The organism is Erwinia wuhanensis (genome assembly GCF_030484085.1).
In the GTDB taxonomy this organism is placed as follows: domain Bacteria; phylum Pseudomonadota; class Gammaproteobacteria; order Enterobacterales; family Enterobacteriaceae; genus Erwinia; species Erwinia aeris.
The window spans coordinates 257,840-274,648 of record NZ_JAUJUH010000007.1 but is presented as its reverse complement, the minus strand read 5'-3'; the positions used below and the strand labels follow the sequence as shown (position 1 = coordinate 274,648).

Below are 16,809 nucleotides of genomic sequence, written 5' to 3'. Positions count from 1 at the left end.
ACCTGTCAGGAAGGCATGATGTGCCATCCTGACAGGATCGCCAGCAGAGGAAAAATTAGCTAGCGGATCGACCTGGAGCTGGCAAAACCACGAATAGCAGCTTCAGCCAGGCTTGCTGCCGTATCAACAATCGGCAGCAACTGCTGAGGATGGCTTTTAAGTAAGGGACTGATGTCCGTACAGGCAATAAGCAGCGCCTGGGCGCCAGCTTCCTGCGCCAGAGAAATCAGCGCCCGCCACTGCGTTATCACTTCAGGATCGGTAAATCCGTTTTGTTTAATCAGCGCTATCAAACGCGTTGTGCTCGCACGTAATGGCTCAGAAGAGACACAGCGCTTTCCTGTCAGATGCAGACGCTGCTGATAAAAACCCGCATCAAGCGTAGCCTCAGTAGCAATCACGGCGATGTTCTCCGCTGCGGCAAGGCGTTCAAGCGCGCAGTCGGCAATATGCAGGACAGGAATGCCAGCGCTGGCCTCCTGCATTTCAGCAAAGTAGCAATGGGCTACATTGCAGGGCACCACGATCAAATTGACCCCGACTTTTACCAGATCGCTAATGCCATCGCGCAGTGCCGCTGACATTGCGGCATCTTCAACCGCCCGGTCAGGGAAAAAAGGCGTCGGCAAGGAAATAATATGCATCTTGGGATAGTCGATATCGAACCTGGCCCCGTATTGCTTTTGGCACTCATCCACCAACATATCGATAAAAGGCGCGGTGGAGCGCGGCCCCATACCGGCCAGCACCCCAATACTGTAAGGCATTACGCTCTCTCCCTTTGATAACGGACAAAATTCATCATACATAGCGCCAGCAGTAAAAAAGAAATTATTAACAGCTCAACAGAGATATCAAGCGCGCTGCGAAGAGGATTCAGCGTAGAAAGGGCAATCACGCATCCTGCGCCCGTCATCGCAATAGCGCCTACGGCTGCGCCCGCATAACCTGCTTTCTTGCCATACAGATCCATGCATCTGGCCGTCGAGCTGGGCGTCACGATGCCTTCGCCAAGCGCGACGATGGTCATAGGAATAATGAAGGAAATAATAGCGTTGGGTAACATCTTACTGAGGATCAGCATGGATGCAGAGCCGGTAAGGATGAGTAACACGCCGACAGTGCAAATCGTCGTCACCTCAAAACGGGCAGAGAGTTTCGAGACGATAAAGTTTCCGGCCATTACACAGGGCACAATAGCCAGCGGAACCAAACCAAACTCCTGTGGAGAAAGATGGAAGTTATCCTGAAGGATATAAGAAGCAGAAAGCAGGAAAACCAGCTCTGCGGCATAACCCAACATATTAAACAATGCCATTCTCATAAACTCACCGTGGCTAAAAATATCACGGTAGTTTTTCCCCAGTCGGACCAGCGTAAACTTGTTTGCTTCGTCTCCGACATTTTCGTTGGTTTCAGGAAGCGAAAAGTAGAGGTAAACAATAAAGCAGAAGGCCATCACACACAGCGTGGCGAAATTAATCCGCCAGCCTAAAAAACCCTGAATGGCTCCACCTGCCATAGGTGAAATCGCGGGCGTTACGGACATAAACATGACCAATATGCCCATAAGTTTCAGTAATTTTTTACCGTGTGACATATCCCGAGCGATGGCGCGAGCGACCGGGCCGACACAGCCTACTCCCAGACCAGTCACGATCTTGCCGGCCAGGAAAGCAGGGCCGGACGTGGCCAGAAAACAGGCAAGATTACCAAGAAAAAAAATCGATAAGCCGATCAGGGCAACAGGGCGGCGGCCATAATAGTCCGAGAGCGGGCCATAAAAAAGCTGCGACAGACCAAAAGACACCAGCGTTAACGTCACTGAAAGTTGTAAAAGGGCATCGGTAGTGCCCAGTGGAGAACGCATATGGGGTAAGGAAGGAATAAATAGCGTGTTGTTAAACTGGCCCATAGCGACCAGTAAAACGATAATTATTCCAACTGAAAGGCTGCCCGACTGCTTATTTGGTAATGACGGCACCATATTCACCTTTGTCAGTAATCATCTTTATTTTTGCTAAATCATCAAAAACATCTTCAGATTTTCCTGTCAGCGTCCCTATAGCTGACCAGTTGCTTTCCCCTAACGCGGGAATGACCGTGCCCATATTGACAGCCAGATGATGCGAAGAAGCGGGGTCAGGAAGATCAAATCGCAACAGTCTTGCGCTTTCCGCCAGGCCATAAAGGATCCCCGTAACGTCCTCGCGAACCGGGCTGTCAAAAAAGCTGTTCTCAATAACAGGCTTTTGCAAGACAGCAACGCTGATAGCATGCTCAAAGATTTTTACCGGACTGACATCATAGGCAAATGCAATCAGCTCCATCACATTCGTGCCGCCGGGCCTGCCCATATTGGCATCGATAAGCCTGACTTCATCGCCGTTGACCATAAACTCAATATGGAAAAAGCCATAGTTAAAATCGGCGCGGTCGATTAGCGTACTGACAACGTTTTTACATTTGTTGTAAGCCGTATTACCCATGTCGTTCTGGTAGGGGAATTTATGCTGTACTTCTGTATTTCCATACTTAAAACGCTTTGTAGCGCCGATAAAATCGACCTTATTCTGACAGGCATAACCCTCTATACTGACCAGTTCACCGTCAAAAAATTCCTGAATAATATATTGATTAGGATTGAGGTAATCCGGGATCTTCTCAATAGCGAGAGAGATTTTTTCCTTGAATTCATCAAAGCTTTGGAAGGTAAAGGTGCCTATTGCGCCCGCCGTCAGGCCGGGTTTAGCAATGTATTTTGCTGCTCCTGAAGCAGCAATAAAGTCTTCGATGGTTTTTTCAGGCGTGACCTGCCACTCGATGCCCAGGGAGGCGGGAATATATTCAGGAATAATTTCATTAACCCAGGCTTTATCCTTCAGATTAAGCACGCTGGCTGAAACCCCAGGAAGACCAAGCTCTTTGTTTGCCGTGGCGATAATGGCCAGGCGGCTGTCCAGAAGCGTGGTCAGGCCCGCAATTTTCTCTCTGCCGAACGCGTTCACCACGCGTTTAATATCTTCGATCTCTGTGGTTTCGCAGAAAATAGCCCTTTCCTGCGCCAGCTGGATCAAGGCATCGCCTTCCTGGTTCCAGTAATTAGTCAGGAAAATTGGCTCATAGCCCAGATTTCTGATCGCACGAGCGATATAGGAAACGCCCAGAAAAGACGCTTCTACAACCATGATATGTTTTTTCATACGGCTTCCTGAATTTTCTTTACGTAAAGTCTTTGTAGCCAGCGATCTTTACCATCAAATACCGGTTTAAACAGCGAACGGCCGTGTAGCATTTGGTTATTATCAATAATTAATGCGGAACCGGGTGAAAGCAGAGCTTCAAAAGCATATTCATTAAACAGGGCTCTTAGTTTCTCAAACAGCGATTTGGCTTCCGGCGTGCCGCAATGAACCACGCCGCGATTAAAATTGAAGCAGAAACTTCCGCCTTTGCTGAAATCGGCTAAGGATCTACGGTAATAAATATCATCGCCACCTGAAAAAGAATAAGGCGCTCTTACAAAGTATATTTTCTGCTGAAGCAGATTTATCTCTTCTTCAGATAATTGTGCGAGCACCTCCGGCACGTTGACTAACGTCGTGGGAACGTTTTGCTCAGTGCGGCTTCTGACTGCCGTTAACAGCAGATAATCTGGTTTATTATCGTCGAAAGCTATTTCCGTATGAAATTCAAGATCCACTTCCGAACCTGTACCTGAAGCGACCGTTTCGTCACCTTTTACAGGATAAAGATTGTGTATATAACGACCGCTGTTTTCCTGTTCGTAAGCGTGAGGCATACCCAACAAGGAGGATAAATATACCAGCGTTTTTTCTGTAATCGAATTCCCGGTTGGAATATCTACTACTTTTTTCAGCGGCGTGTCTGGTTTGCTGTCGTCTGTTGGAAACCCCGAGACTATAGCGTAGCCCTGACGGGCTACGCACTCACGTATTTGACTCGATATTTCATCTTTCGGATCGATGATGCTTTTAATTTCTCTGTGAAGCGTAATAATAGCATCGTTGGTTGTCAGATTTTTATCAGCATACTCTTGCCTGAATCGTTCCCGACATGCTGTTGGCATTGCGATCGCCGCGCTATCCCTGGTTGGGACAGCATATAAGGACTCATCTCTCTTGAGCTTTTCCGTAATCATATAGCCCTCGGGAAAATGGTTAAACCGATTCTTTTTCTTTAAAGAAAGTTTCGTTAATAGTGCGGTTCGGCCCTAAATCGTGATACTGCACGATATCGAGAATGGATTCGCAACCGCTCATAAACCTGATAATACGTTCCAGTCCGATACCAAAACCTGCGGTCTGAATTTGCGACTTATCTTTCCATGCCGCGTATTCATTACTGTATGACTTACCGAGTTTTTGTGATTGCTGATGAATATCCTGTGCGGTTTTAGGCCGGATACCACCCGTTGTTAATTCACCATAACCGAAAGGCAGCATAAGATCGTAAGTGTCATAGCTTCCTTTTTCATTTTGATGGTAAATAGAGTCGCGGACACCTTCCGGATAGTCATAAATCCAGAATGGAATATCAAAAAGCTGCGTTAATTTTTCATCTTCTTCTGCGGTGAAATCTCTTTTGAGATCGGGAGAATTGCCAATCAACCGGTGACCTTCCGCAAAAGTAATAGTGGGGTAACCTGATTTTGCTAATGCCTTGATATTGCGTAAACCCGTTTCTGAATGCTGCAGCGTAGGGTCTTCCAAAATCGATTTTGCCATTGAGGTCAGTATTGTTTCACCCTGTTTGAATACGTCACTCATACTGCTGGTACGCCACTCGATTTCAAACTGGAAAAAGTTATAAAGGTGCTTCCCTGAGTTTTCTTCACCTTCCATCACTAATCTGAGGCAAGGCGCAACACAGTACACTTTATCCAAAAATTCTAATGACATTTGTTTTTCAACGACGTGGCTTACAGGAAGGTAATATTTTTCTTTCCCTTTTACCTGTACGTTTCCAGGCCGATCGGCAACGATTTCTGGCAGATCTTTATCGCCCAGCACTGCAATTGAATGTCTGGCTCCGGGTTCAAAGCTGGAAGAAACAATGCTGGGCAGGATTTCGGTAAAGTTGTTTTCTGCCGCTGATTTTCTCAGGCCATTTAAAACGCGTCCGCTCCAGGCATAGGTTTCCTGGTAGGAAAGGTTCGGCTTAGACATGATGATTCTCCCTATACGATTTGTTTTACAGGCTGTAGATTTTTTATACATTTCAGCCTGTATATAAATTGGTTGCATTGGCCGTATGCTGGGATTGTTATCCCCATTAAGCATTAGTCGTAGCCGGTTAATGCATTCGTACTGCTTTATGTTTAATTTGCAGTCACATAATCTAAATTGGATCATTGTTAATATCAATGGTTTTGAGGTTATCTATAACTTGTTGTTTTAATTGTTATTTGTTTCATTGTTAGTTCTTTATTAACACTTATTAACATAACTATACTTCAGTCTTTTTTATCTTTAATCTTGGTTGGTAGAGTCTATCTGGTAATATCTATTTATACTTTGCATCTATTTTAAACAGCTGACATATGCTGTTGGTAAGCTAAAACGATCTTTTTTTTATAAAATGTGGTGCTGACAGGAAGGGAAAATAAGGAAAGGTTGTGTGTAATTTTCAATCAATGCACGGAGGTGCGCCATCAAGTATTGAACAAAAAATAACCTTGCTCATGACGTACAGAGGGTACTGCAAATATGCATCGTAGCTAATAATATGTTTATCGTAATTTATGCCCTATATTTTATCGGTCCTGCTTTTTTTGGGGCTTGGTCACGCTGCTTTATTCTGCGCACAGAAATTAAACAGGGTTTTTAAGGACGACGGTAAACCAATAGAGACTGGTTGATGCTTAAGCGCTTAAATAAACTGATGCGGTCCATTTTTTAATGCGCTATCCGGTTACGGATTAAACGACCTTAAGGCCTGGCTCTCTCCCGCAAACAGGTGACAGAAAAGAGCCTGGCCCTGGTAAAAGCATTTTCAGGCTAAAAAATAGCCGATCGGACTTCTGCCGGGTCTGCGGATTCACTCCTGGTGAAACGGCATTATTCGCCGCACGTTATCAGGCTGACCTGCGCGGCGACAATCCGCCAGCCTTGCGGCAGCTTCACCCATGTCTGCTGCTGACGACCAATCTTATCCGTTCCCTCACGGGTAAACTCCGTGCTGCATACCGCGTAATCATCGCCAAACGTGGTGATTACCGTATTACGCAGCTGACGAGCCAGGCCCTGTGCAGGACGCGCGGCGCGGAAAGCGCGGATCGCCTCAATCCCGTATAAATTTTCTCCTGCGCCCAGCCGCACGGTGCGCTCGTCATGCCAGAACAGCTCGTCGAGCACGTCGATATCGTTGCCGGTCAGCGCCTGCTCGTAGCGATAAAAAGCGTCGGTAACCTCTGCCAGCACCGAAGGGCGATTAATTTTATCCGTCATGCTGTCAATCCTCCTGCTACAGGTGCTTTAGCGATGCCCATTTTCTCCAGCGTCCATGCCACGCGCAGGCAGGCTTCTTCTTTAAACGGCGCGGCGATAAGCTGTAGGCCGATCGGCATGCCGCCCGGCGTTTGCAGCGGCACGGTCGTCACGGGCAGCCCCAGAAAGGAGATGGGCTGCGTCAACATGCCCATGCTGGCGCGGATGGGCAAATCGCTGCCGTTGATATGCATCGTTTCCTGTCCAATCAGCGTGGCGCTGGTGGGCGTGGCGGGCGCAATCAGCACGTCAAACTGCCCGAACAGGGGCAGCACCCGCTCACGAAAGTAGTGGCGGAAGCGCTGCGCCTGCACGTACCAGGCGGAAGGCGTCATCGCACCGGCCAGCAGGCGCTCGCGCGACAGCGGCTCAAAACGCTCCGGCTGCGCGCGCAACGCGGGCAGCCAGGCGTTACCGCCTTCGGCAGCGGTCAGGATAAACGCGGCGGTACGGGCCAGCACGGCCTCCGGCATCAGCACCTCTTCCTGCGCATCAAGCGCTTTTGCGGCCTGCGCGACGGCTGCGCGGGCATCGTCATCACACCAGGTTTGAAAATAGCCGCCCAGCACGGCGCACCGCAGGCCCTGTGCGCCTTGCTCCAACAGGCGATGAACAGGCTGGATCGCTTTTTCCGCCTGAAAGCTATCCTGCGGATCGCGGCCCTGTAACGCATCATAAACCAACGCCAGATCTTCGGTGCTGCGGGCGAAAGGCCCGATATGATCGAGGCTGGCGACAAAGGGCTGGCTGCCGCTGCGCGACAGGCGGCCAAACGTCGGCTTCAGGCCAAAAATGCCGCACAGCGAAGCCGGTACGCGGATCGAGCCGTTGGTATCCGAGCCCAGTGAAAAATGCACCAGGCCAGCGGCGACGGCCGCCGCCGAGCCGCCAGAGGATCCCCCGGCGATACGTTGGCTATCGTGAGGGTTACGCGTGGCGCCGTAATGGCTGTTTTCCGTGGTAAAACCGTAGGCATAGGCGTCCATATTCACCATGCCGGACAGCAGCGCGCCCGCCTCGCTGAGCTTGCTCACTGCCCAGCTGTCTTTTTTGGCCGCCGGGCGATCGCTGAGCAGGCTGGCACCCGCCAGCGTGGTATGGCCTGCAACGTCAAAAAGATTTTTTACCGCGCAGGGAATGGCCGCCAGCGCGGGTAACGGACGATCCTCTTTGCGCTGACGATCGAGGCGATCGGCCTCGCTCAACATGCGATCCCGCGTTACGCTCGTCCAGGCATTGATCGTCGGATCCAGCCGCTCGATCCCGTCCAGCGTTTGCTGCGCGATTTCTCTGGCGCTCAGCTCGCCTTTAAGCAGCGCGCTTTTTAGTTCGGCAATGGAAAGGGAGCTGAGCGTCATGCTTTATATACTCCTGCGATTTCCTGACGTTCATCCAGCGGGAACGCCATCAGCGGCCCGGCCATCTCGGCAATACGTGAAAACTGCACCAGCAGCTCGGCGCGACGACGATCGTCCATCGGTACGCCCAGCACCTGCTCCATGTGGGCCAGATAAGCCGTCCAGTCAATTTCGGTGTTCATAATGTTCTCCTGTTAAAAACCGGCCGCGCTGCCGTTGCTGCGGGGATCGCTGGCGCCTTCCAGCATGCCGTTGGTATGGCGGACAATCGCGCCTGCGTGGCCGACCGCCTCGCTGAAATCCTCCAGCGCTTCGACTTCATGCCCCAGCTCGCGCAGGCGGGTAAAGGTGGTGGCGGAAAAACGGCCCTCCAGCTTCAGCGAATCGGAAGCCTGGCCCCAGGTGCGGCCGAGCAGCCAGCGCGGCGCGCTGACGCACTGCTGTAGCGGCATTCCCTGCACCACGTGACGGGTAAAAATGGCGGCCTGAGTCTGCGGCTGGCCGTCGCCGCCCATCGAGCCGTAGACCATGGTGCGGCCATCGTTCAGCCGAGCGGCGGCGGGATTAAGCGTATGAAAAGGCTGTTTGCCCGGCGCTAAAGCCAGCAGGTGTTCGGGATCCAGGCTGAACGCCGCGCCGCGGTTTTGCCAGGTGATGCCGGTGCCGGCCAGCACCACGCCGCTGCCGAATTCGTGATAGATGCTCTGAATAAAAGAGACGGCAAGGCCGCTGCTGTCCATCACGCCCATCCACACGGTATCGCCCGGCCCTTTGCCGGTTCCCCAGCCGGCTGCGCGGCTGTCGCTGATTTGCCCCGCCAGCGTTTCGAGCTGGTCGGAATCAAGCAGCGCCTGCATCTCTTCGCGCATATGCAGCGGATCGGTGATATAGCGGTCGCGCAGGCCGAAAGCCAGCTTGGTCGCCTCCACGATGCGGTGCACGGTCTGCACCTCGTCTGCTTCCGCCATATTCAGATGATTGGTGATGCCCAAAATCGCCAGCGACACCAGGCCCTGGGTCGGCGGCGTCATATTAAAGACCTCGCCGTACTCGTGGCGGATGCTTAATGGCTTACGGCGCTTCGCCCGATGCTTATTAAGATCTTCCAGCGTAATCGGCATGCCAAGCGCCGACATTTCTGCCGCCAGGCGATTAGCCAGCGAGCCGCGATAAAAGCTGTCCAGCCCCTGTTCCGTCAGGATGCCCAGTGTGTTTGCCAGCGCCGGTTGAGTAAAGCGGCTGCCGGCGCGCGGCACCTCGCCATCCGGCAGGAAAGCGGCCGCGAAGCCCGGCTGCGCCGCCAGCTCGTGATATTTGCCGGCGGTTGCGGTCGACTGCGATTGGGTGACGGGAATGCCGTCCGCCGCATAGCGGATCGCATCGGCCAGCAGGCGTGAAACGGGCATCACGGCACCGCTAAGCTCGTTGGCTATCGTCAGCGCTTCTGACCAGCCGCTGACCGTTCCGGCTACCGTCAGCGCCGATTTTGGCCCGCGATGGGGGATAGCCGCCGCGCCGTCATAAAAAGCGAAATCGGCCAGCGATCCGGCCGCGCCGCTGGCGTCGATGGCGACAGGATCGCCCTGCGGCGGCATAATCAGCCAGAAGCCGTCGCCGCCCAGCCCGTTCATATGGGGATAAACCACAGCGATCGTGGCCGCCGCCGCGACCATCGCCTCAATAGCGTTGCCGCCTTCGCGCAGAATGGCCAGCGCGCTTTCACTGGCGAGATGATGAGGCGTTACGGCCATGCCAAGCGGAGCGAGATTACTTTGTATCATCACGTTCTCATTTTCAGGGACGGAGCAGAAAGGGAAGCAAGAGCTGTTCCAGTTTGTTGCAGCCGGAACGGCAGGGCAGTGAAAAAACGCGTCCGGCTTGCAAGATGAAGGTGAACTTTTCTGCCCGGCACGTTATTTGTATACGTTATCTTCTCTGAAACAAAAGTTACAAGGTTCATATCATGAAGCAGCTTGATGAGCGCCTGAGAAATCACTATCCCCAGCTTTCTCCGCAGGAGCAGCGCGCGGCGGATTTCATCTTCGATCATTTTGACGATTTGATTAGCTATAACAGCGCAGAGCTGGCGCGGCTCAGCGGCGTTTCTAAAGCGACCGTCAGCCGCTTATTCAAACGTCTTGGCTATGAGAAATATCGCGATATGCGCGACGAGTTGCGTACGCTGCGCCAAAGCGGCATGCCGCTGACCGACAATCGCGACGCGGTGCAGGGCAACACGCTGCTGGCGCGCCACTACAAGCAAGAGATGGCAAACCTGACGCAGTGGGTAAGCCAGCTGGACGCCGCGCAGTTCGGCGAGGTGGTGCAAAGACTGGCCGCCAGCAGGCGCATCTTTATTGTCGGTATGCGCAACTCCTGGCCGGTGGCGCTGCACCTTCGGCAGCAGCTGTTGCAGGCGCGCGGCGAGGTCTCCGTCGTGCCGCAGCCGGGGCAGACGCTGGCGGAAGAGCTGCCGGATATGACGCCGGACGATGTAGTGGTGGTGATTGCCTTTCGCCGTCGTCCGCGCATCATTAAGCCCCTGCTGCAACAGCTTCAGCAGGCTGGCGTGCCCACGCTGGTGATTTGTGAGCCGCAGGCGCAGGCGATCCTGGCGCTGGCGACATGGCAGCTTTGCGCGCCGCTGGACAGCGTGTCCGCTTTCGACAGCTATGCCTGCGCCAACAGCCTCATCAACCTGCTGACCAATGCGCTGCTGCATGAGCTGTTAAGTAAAGGTCGTCAGCGCATCCATCATATCGCTAATCTGTACGGCCAGCTGGACGAGCTGGAACAACGCTGACAGGGCACCATTTTGGTGCTTTGCTTTATTTCAGGGCAGCGCCGCAGGCATCGGGAAACCATTTTCTGAACTTGCTGACATGCTTCTTTTTCTGCCTTATCTCCTGCTTTCTGGCTGGTTTGAAACCGCTTTTTCCTTTGTTTGCGTGCTGTTCCACGGCTGGCGATCCCTTTTTCCGTGGCTGGCACATTAGTTGCAAATGATTATTTCAGGAATCTTTCGTTTCATATTGGCTTAACCGGGGAAGAGAAAATGAAAAAAACGTTACTGGCGATCGCGGGCGCAGTATTGCTGTTCACCCAGGCCGCACAAGCGGATCAGTTGCAGGATATAGAGAAACGCGGCGTGCTTCGCGTCGCCGTGCCGCAGGACTTTCCGCCGTTTGGCTCGGTCGGCACCGAGCTACAGCCGCAGGGTTACGATATCGATATGGCGCGCTACCTGGCCAGCCAGATGAAACTTAAGTTACAGCTGGTGCCGGTCACCAGCGCCAACCGTGTCCCTTATTTACAGACGGATAAAGTGGATCTGGTGATCTCCAGCCTGGGTAAAAATCCCGAGCGGGAAAAAGTTATCGCCTTCAGCCGCGCCTATGCGCCTTTCTTCCTGGGCGTTTTCGGGCCGAAAGAGGCCGAACTGAAAGCGGCAGCCGGGCTGAGCGGCAAGTCGATTGGCGTAACTCGCGGCGCGGTGGAGGATATGGCATTAAGCGATATTGCGCCCAAAGACGCGCAGCTGAAACGCTATGAGGATAACAACACCACGCTGTCGGCCTACCTGTCGGGCCAGGTACAGTATGTGGCGACCGGCAACCTGGTGGTGGCGGCGATTGCGCGCCAGAACGCAGACAAAGCGCCGGTGGCTAAGTTTATGCTGAAAGATTCGCCCTGTTTTATCGGGATGCGCAAAGGCGAACCGGCGCTGAAGGCGAAGGTGGATGGCCTTATCGAACAGGCGATCAAAGATAAAACGCTGAACGGGCTGTCGCAGCAGTGGCTGAAAGCGCCGTTGCCGGCCGACTTCAGCGCGTAAGGGCCGGCCGATGACGGAGCAACTCGACTTTCCGGCGCTGCTGCCTTACTGGCCGCAGCTGCTGGCCGGACTCTGGATCACTATTCAGCTGACGGTGATGGCGACGGCGGGCGGCGTGGCGCTCGGTATTCTGGGCGCGGCGCTGCGTAGCGGACGGCCTTCGGCGCTCAGCCGCCTGTGGGGCTGCTACGTTGAGCTGATCCGCAACACGCCGTTTGTGGTGCAGCTGTTCTTTATCGTGTTTGGCCTGCCGAACCTGGGGCTGAAGCTGACCGCTGGCGAAGCGGCGCTGCTGGCGATGCTGATCAACCTGGGCGCCTACAGCACGGAAATTATCCGCGCCGGGATCCAGGTCACGCCGAAAGGCCAGTGGGAAGCGGGCCGGGTACTGGGCCTGACGCGGTCGCAGACTTTCCTGCGCGTGGTTTTGCCGCCTTCTTTAAAGCGCATTTATCCGGCGCTGGTCAGCCAGTGCATCATTGTGATGCTGGGATCGTCCGTGGTCTCGCAGGTTTCGTATGAAGAGCTGACCTTTGCCGCCAACCTGATCCAGTCACGCACCTTTTTAAGTTTTGAGGTCTATCTGGTCACCACACTGATTTATCTGGCGCTGTCGATCGCCATGCGTCAGCTGCTGCTGGCGGCCGGACGTAAATGGCTGGGAGGAACGGCCTGATGACGACATTTACCGACTGGGACATTCTGCGCAATTTACTGCTGGCGGCGCGCTGGACGCTGCTGCTGTCGCTGACTGCGTTCTTCGGCGGCACGCTGGTGGCGATGCCGCTGGTGATGGTGCGCCTGACGCGCCGCCGCTGGCCTAACCGGGTTATCAGCGCCTATATCGAGCTTTTTCAGGGCACGCCGCTGCTGATGCAGCTGTTCCTGGCGTTTTTCGGCGTGGCGCTGTTCGGCATCGACGTCTCGCCGTGGACGGCCGCCTCGCTGGCGCTGACGCTCTATACCAGCGCCTTTCTGATCGATATCTGGGTGGGCAGCATCAACGCGTTGCCGAAAGGGCAGTGGGAGGCGTCGCGCTGCCTGGGGCTTGCCAAAGGCCAGACGCTGTATCGCGTGGTGCTGCCGCAGGCGCTGCGTATCGGCATCGCGCCGACCGTGGGCTTTGCCGTACAGGTGGTCAAAGGCACCGCGCTGGCGTCGATTATCGGCTTTGTCGAGCTGACCAAGGCGGGCACCATCCTGAATAACGTGACCTACCAACCTTTTAAAGTTTTCGGGTTGGTGGCGCTGGGCTACTTCCTGATCTGCTATCCGCTGTCGCGCTACAGCCAGTACCTGGAGAAAAAATTCAATGCCGCTCATCACCATTAATCAGGTACAGAAATATTACGGCGCCAACCACGTGCTGAAAGGCGTGGATCTGGACATTGATATGGGCGAGGTCATCTCGATTATCGGCCGCAGCGGCTCGGGGAAAAGCACGCTGCTGCGCTGCATCAACGGGCTGGAAGGCTATCAGGAAGGCAGCATCAAGCTGGGCGGCATGACCATTACCGATCGCGATTCGCAGGCGCGGGAAATCAGCCGCTCCGTCGGCATGGTGTTTCAGAACTTCAACCTGTTTCCGCATATGACGGCGCTGGAAAACGTCATGCTGGCGCCCAGGCGCGTGCTGAAAAAGAAAGAGGTGGAATGCCGGGCGCTGGCGGCGCAAATGCTGGAGAAGGTCGGCCTCGGTGAGCGCATGGATTACTACCCGTCCAGCCTTTCCGGCGGCCAGCAGCAGCGCGTGGCGATTGCGCGGGCGCTGGCGATGACGCCCAAAGTGTTACTGTGCGATGAAATCACCTCGGCGCTCGATCCGGAGCTGGTGGGTGAAGTGCTGAAGGTGCTTGAGCAGCTGGCCCGCGAAGGCATGACGCTGATTTTAGTCACGCACGAAATGAATTTTGCCCGGGAAGTGGGCGACCGCGTGGTGTTTATGCATCAGGGCCGCGTCTGGGAGCAGGGCGACAGCAAAAGCGTGTTCGCCAGCCCGCAGACGGCGGAGCTGAAACAGTTTATCTCATCGGTGCGCGGCCTGAGCTGAGCACCGGATCTGCAAGAGAAGGAAACGAAATGGATGTAACCCGCTATCCGCAAATTAATCCGCCGCAGCGCCTGTTGATGGGGCCTGGGCCAATTAACGCCGATCCTCGCGTCTTGCGCGCCATGTCCAGCCAGTTGCTCGGGCAGTACGATCCGGCCATGACGCACTATATGAACGAGGTGATGGAACTGTATCGCGGCGTGTTTCGCACGCAGAACCGCTGGACGCTGTTGGTTGACGGCACCTCCCGCGCGGGCATCGAGGCTATTCTGCTGTCGGCGATCCGCCCCGGCGATAAGGTGCTGGTGCCCGTTTTTGGCCGCTTTGGCCATCTGCTGTGCGAGATCGCCCGCCGCTGCCGCGCGGAAGTGCACACCATCGAAGTGCCGTGGGGCGAAGTCTTCACGCCGGATCGCATCGAAGACGCGATCAAAACCGTGCGCCCTCGTCTGCTGCTGACCGTGCAGGGCGATACCTCCACCACCATGCTGCAACCGCTGGCCGATCTGGGCGGCATCTGTAAAAAATATGGCGTGCTGTTCTATACCGACGCCACGGCCTCGCTGGCCGGCAACGCGCTGGAAACCGACGCCTGGGGTCTGGACGCGGTCTCCGCCGGAATGCAGAAATGCCTCGGCGGCCCGTCCGGCACCTCGCCGATCACGCTAAGTCCGGAAATGGAAGCCGCGATCCGCAAACGCAAATGCGTAGAGGAAGGGATCCGCACGGCGGCGCATCAGGATGGCGACGACGAGATGATCTACTCCAACTATTTCGATCTGGGGATGATCATGGATTACTGGGGGCCGGAGCGGCTGAACCACCACACCGAAGCGACGTCGGCGCTGTTCGGCGCGCGTGAATGCGCGCGGCTGATTATGCAGGAGGGCCTGGATAACGGCATCGCCCGCCACGAGCTGCACGGCGACGCGCTGCTGAAAGGCATTCAGGGCATGGGGCTGGAAACCTTCGGCGACCTGCAACACAAAATGAACAACGTGCTGGGCGTGGTCATCCCGCAGGGCATTAACGGTGACCAGGTGCGCAAGCTGATGCTTGAGGACTTCGGCATTGAAATCGGCACCTCGTTCGGCCCGCTGCACGGCAAGGTCTGGCGCATCGGCACCATGGGCTATAACGCCCGTAAAGACTGCGTGATGCAGACGCTGAGCGCGCTGGAATCGGTGCTGACCTGGCTGGGTTATAAAACGCCTCAGGGCGCGGCGATGCAGGCGGCCTGGGATCGTTACGCCGTCGGGAGCCGCTGATGGAGCCACTCAATCTTGCAGAGGCGCAGCAGGCGGCGGCCAGGGTGATGGCGCGCTGCGATCGCCTGGCGGAAATCAGCGAAACGGCGGACGCGCTCACCCGCGTCTATCTGTCGCCTGAACACCTCCAGGCCAACCGGCTGGTAGGGGAATGGATGGCGGCGGCGGGAATGCGCGTCTGGCAGGACAGCGTCGGCAATATCTGCGGACGCTATGAAGGGCAGCAGCCCGATGCCCCTGCGGTGCTGCTGGGATCGCATCTGGATACCGTGCGCAACGCGGGCCGCTACGACGGGATGCTCGGCGTGCTGACCGCGATTGAAGCCGTGCAGGCGCTGCACCGGCAAAATCTGCGGCTGCCGCTGGCGGTGGAAATCGTCGGCTTTGGCGACGAAGAGGGAACGCGCTTCGGCATCACGCTGCTGGGCAGTCGCGGCCTGACCGGAAGCTGGCCGGAAAGCTGGGTCAGCCATCCCGACGGCAACAGCATCACCGTGGCGCAGGCGATGGCCGACGTCGGGCTGGATGCGCAGGCGATTGGCGAGGCGGCGCGTGAGGTAAAAGATATCGTCGCCTATCTGGAGCTGCACATAGAGCAGGGGCCGTGCCTGGAGCAGGAAGACCTGGCGCTGGGCGTGGTCACGGCGATCAACGGCGCACGCCGCCTGAACTGCCGGTTTGTCGGTGAGGCGGGCCATGCGGGCACGGTGCCGATGACGCATCGTAAAGACGCGCTGGCGGCGGCAGCGGAATGGATGGTGTTTATCGAACAGGCTGCGGCAAAGCACGGCCCGCAGCTGGTGGCAACGGTGGGGACGCTGCAGTGCCAGCCCGGCGCGGTCAACGTGATCCCCGGCGAGGTGGCGCTGAGCCTGGACGTGCGGGGGCCGGAAGATCGGGCGCTGGCTGAACTGCTGTCGGCGCTGCTGACCCAGGCGGAAGCGATAGCGCTGCGGCGCGGCTTAAGCTTCAGCGCCGAAGAGTATTACCAGATCCCGGCGACGCGCTGTGACGAAAAGCTTCAGGCGGCGCTGAGCCAGGCGGTAACGGCGGTGCAGGGCCGCTCGCTTTCGCTGCCCAGCGGCGCGGGCCACGACGCCATTGCCATGGCGGAGCGCTGGCCGGTCGGCATGTTGTTTGTCCGCTGCGATCGCGGCATCAGCCACCATCCGGCGGAATCGGTCAGGGTGGAAGACGTGGCGCTGGCGGTTCGCGCCTGGACGAAAGCGGTGAGCGAGATAGCGCTGTCAGCAGACAGCACAGGAGGTCAGCGTGTCGCCTGAACAGTTTAATCAGGCCCCGGTCGCCGAGGCCAGAAAGCACATCGCCCACTGCGTCGCGCTGGCAAGCTGGGTGGAAGAAGTGGTATCCGCACGCCCTTTCGCGTCGTTGGACGAGCTGCTGCAAACCGGCGAGCAGCTGGCGAGCGGCTGGGACGGTCAGGCGCTGGACAAGGCGCTTTCCGCGCATCCACGCATCGGTGAAAAGGCGCAGGGCAGCGACAAAGAGGCCGCGCTTTCCAGCGGCGAGCAGGGCAGCGTTAAGGAGGCGGATGCCGCGCTGAAAGAGGCGCTACGGGCAGGAAACGCCGCTTACGAACAGCGCTTTGGCCGGGTGTTTTTAATCCGCGCTAAAGGGCGAAGCGCCGGAGAGATGCTGGCCGAACTGCATCGACGCCTCGCCAACGACCCGCAACAGGAGCAGCAGGAAGCGCTGGATCAGCTACGGGAAATCACTCTGCTGCGTTTAAAAGAGACGTTTCGCTAACCCAGCTACATTTGCACAGGAG

Annotated in this window: 17 protein-coding genes; 8 read left to right on the top strand and 9 right to left on the bottom strand. The window is 55.9% G+C overall.

The annotated features are described in order from the left end of the window. Positions 1 to 59: 59 nt before the first annotated feature. From QZH36_RS17395 to QZH36_RS17355, 9 genes are all read right to left on the bottom strand, one after another. The gene (locus QZH36_RS17395) at positions 60 to 767 is read right to left on the bottom strand and encodes an aspartate/glutamate racemase family protein (protein WP_301730748.1); all 708 of its coding nucleotides are present in this window, start codon (positions 765 to 767) and stop codon (positions 60 to 62) included. Beyond that, positions 767 to 1,987 carry a multidrug effflux MFS transporter gene (locus QZH36_RS17390; RefSeq protein WP_301253365.1) on the bottom strand — a complete coding sequence of 407 codons (1,221 nt, stop codon included), beginning with the start codon at positions 1,985 to 1,987 and terminating at the stop codon, positions 767 to 769. The genes QZH36_RS17395 and QZH36_RS17390 overlap by 1 nt, the downstream gene beginning before the upstream one ends. Continuing rightward, positions 1,965 to 3,203, bottom strand: a complete 1,239-nt coding sequence (locus QZH36_RS17385; RefSeq protein WP_301730747.1) for an ATP-grasp domain-containing protein — start codon at positions 3,201 to 3,203, stop codon at positions 1,965 to 1,967. The genes QZH36_RS17390 and QZH36_RS17385 overlap by 23 nt, the downstream gene beginning before the upstream one ends. Next, on the bottom strand, positions 3,200 to 4,162 hold the full coding sequence (locus QZH36_RS17380) for a TauD/TfdA family dioxygenase (protein WP_301253363.1): 963 nt from the start codon (positions 4,160 to 4,162) through the stop codon (positions 3,200 to 3,202). Before QZH36_RS17380 ends, QZH36_RS17385 begins: the two co-directional genes overlap by 4 nt. A 19-nt stretch (positions 4,163 to 4,181) precedes the next feature. After that, on the bottom strand, positions 4,182 to 5,189 hold the full coding sequence (locus QZH36_RS17375; protein WP_301253362.1) for an amino acid--tRNA ligase-related protein: 1,008 nt from the start codon (positions 5,187 to 5,189) through the stop codon (positions 4,182 to 4,184). Positions 5,190 to 6,080: 891 nt separating this feature from the next. After that, positions 6,081 to 6,470 (bottom strand): oxalurate catabolism protein HpxZ, encoded by a 390-nt coding sequence (gene hpxZ / locus QZH36_RS17370; RefSeq protein WP_301730746.1) that lies wholly within the window; start codon positions 6,468 to 6,470, stop codon positions 6,081 to 6,083. After that, on the bottom strand, positions 6,467 to 7,867 hold the full coding sequence (locus QZH36_RS17365; protein ID WP_301730745.1) for an AtzE family amidohydrolase: 1,401 nt from the start codon (positions 7,865 to 7,867) through the stop codon (positions 6,467 to 6,469). The genes hpxZ and QZH36_RS17365 overlap by 4 nt, the downstream gene beginning before the upstream one ends. Next, positions 7,864 to 8,049: an oxalurate catabolism protein HpxX gene (gene hpxX / locus QZH36_RS17360; RefSeq protein WP_301730743.1), complete on the bottom strand. Its 186-nt coding sequence runs from the start codon at positions 8,047 to 8,049 to the stop codon at positions 7,864 to 7,866. Before hpxX ends, QZH36_RS17365 begins: the two co-directional genes overlap by 4 nt. A gap of 12 nt (positions 8,050 to 8,061) precedes the next feature. Continuing rightward, positions 8,062 to 9,648: a gamma-glutamyltransferase family protein gene (locus QZH36_RS17355; protein WP_301730742.1), complete on the bottom strand. Its 1,587-nt coding sequence runs from the start codon at positions 9,646 to 9,648 to the stop codon at positions 8,062 to 8,064. A 182-nt stretch (positions 9,649 to 9,830) separates the two neighbouring features. On the opposite strand from QZH36_RS17355, the gene hpxU reads away from it, so the two are divergent. The 8 genes from hpxU to uraD all read left to right on the top strand — a co-directional run bounded on the left by hpxU (position 9,831) and on the right by uraD (position 16,787). Next, a complete protein-coding gene (gene hpxU, locus QZH36_RS17350; RefSeq protein WP_253455341.1) occupies positions 9,831 to 10,670 on the top strand; it encodes a MurR/RpiR family transcriptional regulator HpxU in 840 nt (279 codons plus the stop codon). A gap of 252 nt (positions 10,671 to 10,922) precedes the next feature. Further along, positions 10,923 to 11,702: a transporter substrate-binding domain-containing protein gene (locus QZH36_RS17345; protein WP_253455340.1), complete on the top strand. Its 780-nt coding sequence runs from the start codon at positions 10,923 to 10,925 to the stop codon at positions 11,700 to 11,702. A gap of 10 nt (positions 11,703 to 11,712) precedes the next feature. Further along, positions 11,713 to 12,378, top strand: coding sequence for an amino acid ABC transporter permease (locus QZH36_RS17340; protein ID WP_253455339.1), 666 nt, complete (start codon positions 11,713 to 11,715; stop codon positions 12,376 to 12,378). Continuing rightward, positions 12,378 to 13,034, top strand: coding sequence for an amino acid ABC transporter permease (locus QZH36_RS17335; protein ID WP_301730741.1), 657 nt, complete (start codon positions 12,378 to 12,380; stop codon positions 13,032 to 13,034). Before QZH36_RS17340 ends, QZH36_RS17335 begins: the two co-directional genes overlap by 1 nt. Continuing rightward, positions 13,015 to 13,752, top strand: a complete 738-nt coding sequence (locus QZH36_RS17330) for an amino acid ABC transporter ATP-binding protein (protein ID WP_253455337.1) — start codon at positions 13,015 to 13,017, stop codon at positions 13,750 to 13,752. Before QZH36_RS17335 ends, QZH36_RS17330 begins: the two co-directional genes overlap by 20 nt. A gap of 29 nt (positions 13,753 to 13,781) precedes the next feature. Next, positions 13,782 to 15,020 (top strand): (S)-ureidoglycine--glyoxylate transaminase, encoded by a 1,239-nt coding sequence (gene pucG / locus QZH36_RS17325; protein WP_301730740.1) that lies wholly within the window; start codon positions 13,782 to 13,784, stop codon positions 15,018 to 15,020. Then, positions 15,020 to 16,303 carry an allantoate amidohydrolase gene (gene hpxK, locus QZH36_RS17320; protein WP_301730739.1) on the top strand — a complete coding sequence of 428 codons (1,284 nt, stop codon included), beginning with the start codon at positions 15,020 to 15,022 and terminating at the stop codon, positions 16,301 to 16,303. Before pucG ends, hpxK begins: the two co-directional genes overlap by 1 nt. Continuing rightward, positions 16,293 to 16,787: a 2-oxo-4-hydroxy-4-carboxy-5-ureidoimidazoline decarboxylase gene (gene uraD / locus QZH36_RS17315; protein WP_301730738.1), complete on the top strand. Its 495-nt coding sequence runs from the start codon at positions 16,293 to 16,295 to the stop codon at positions 16,785 to 16,787. The genes hpxK and uraD overlap by 11 nt, the downstream gene beginning before the upstream one ends. Positions 16,788 to 16,809: the final 22 nt, after the last annotated feature.

Excerpts from the sequence above, each read along its gene's own strand:
- QZH36_RS17395 (WP_301730748.1), bottom strand. The coding sequence starts at position 767 with ATGCCTTACAGTATTGGGGTGCTGGCCGGTATGGGGCCGCGCTCCACC.
- QZH36_RS17390 (WP_301253365.1), bottom strand. The coding sequence starts at position 1,987 with ATGGTGCCGTCATTACCAAATAAGCAGTCGGGCAGCCTTTCAGTTGGA.
- QZH36_RS17385 (WP_301730747.1), bottom strand. The coding sequence starts at position 3,203 with ATGAAAAAACATATCATGGTTGTAGAAGCGTCTTTTCTGGGCGTTTCC.
- QZH36_RS17380 (WP_301253363.1), bottom strand. The coding sequence starts at position 4,162 with ATGATTACGGAAAAGCTCAAGAGAGATGAGTCCTTATATGCTGTCCCA.
- QZH36_RS17375 (WP_301253362.1), bottom strand. The coding sequence starts at position 5,189 with ATGTCTAAGCCGAACCTTTCCTACCAGGAAACCTATGCCTGGAGCGGA.
- hpxZ (WP_301730746.1), bottom strand. The coding sequence starts at position 6,470 with ATGACGGATAAAATTAATCGCCCTTCGGTGCTGGCAGAGGTTACCGAC.
- QZH36_RS17365 (WP_301730745.1), bottom strand. The coding sequence starts at position 7,867 with ATGACGCTCAGCTCCCTTTCCATTGCCGAACTAAAAAGCGCGCTGCTT.
- hpxX (WP_301730743.1), bottom strand. The coding sequence starts at position 8,049 with ATGAACACCGAAATTGACTGGACGGCTTATCTGGCCCACATGGAGCAG.
- QZH36_RS17355 (WP_301730742.1), bottom strand. The coding sequence starts at position 9,648 with ATGATACAAAGTAATCTCGCTCCGCTTGGCATGGCCGTAACGCCTCAT.
- hpxU (WP_253455341.1), top strand. The coding sequence starts at position 9,831 with ATGAAGCAGCTTGATGAGCGCCTGAGAAATCACTATCCCCAGCTTTCT.
- QZH36_RS17345 (WP_253455340.1), top strand. The coding sequence starts at position 10,923 with ATGAAAAAAACGTTACTGGCGATCGCGGGCGCAGTATTGCTGTTCACC.
- QZH36_RS17340 (WP_253455339.1), top strand. The coding sequence starts at position 11,713 with ATGACGGAGCAACTCGACTTTCCGGCGCTGCTGCCTTACTGGCCGCAG.
- QZH36_RS17335 (WP_301730741.1), top strand. The coding sequence starts at position 12,378 with ATGACGACATTTACCGACTGGGACATTCTGCGCAATTTACTGCTGGCG.
- QZH36_RS17330 (WP_253455337.1), top strand. The coding sequence starts at position 13,015 with ATGCCGCTCATCACCATTAATCAGGTACAGAAATATTACGGCGCCAAC.
- pucG (WP_301730740.1), top strand. The coding sequence starts at position 13,782 with ATGGATGTAACCCGCTATCCGCAAATTAATCCGCCGCAGCGCCTGTTG.
- hpxK (WP_301730739.1), top strand. The coding sequence starts at position 15,020 with ATGGAGCCACTCAATCTTGCAGAGGCGCAGCAGGCGGCGGCCAGGGTG.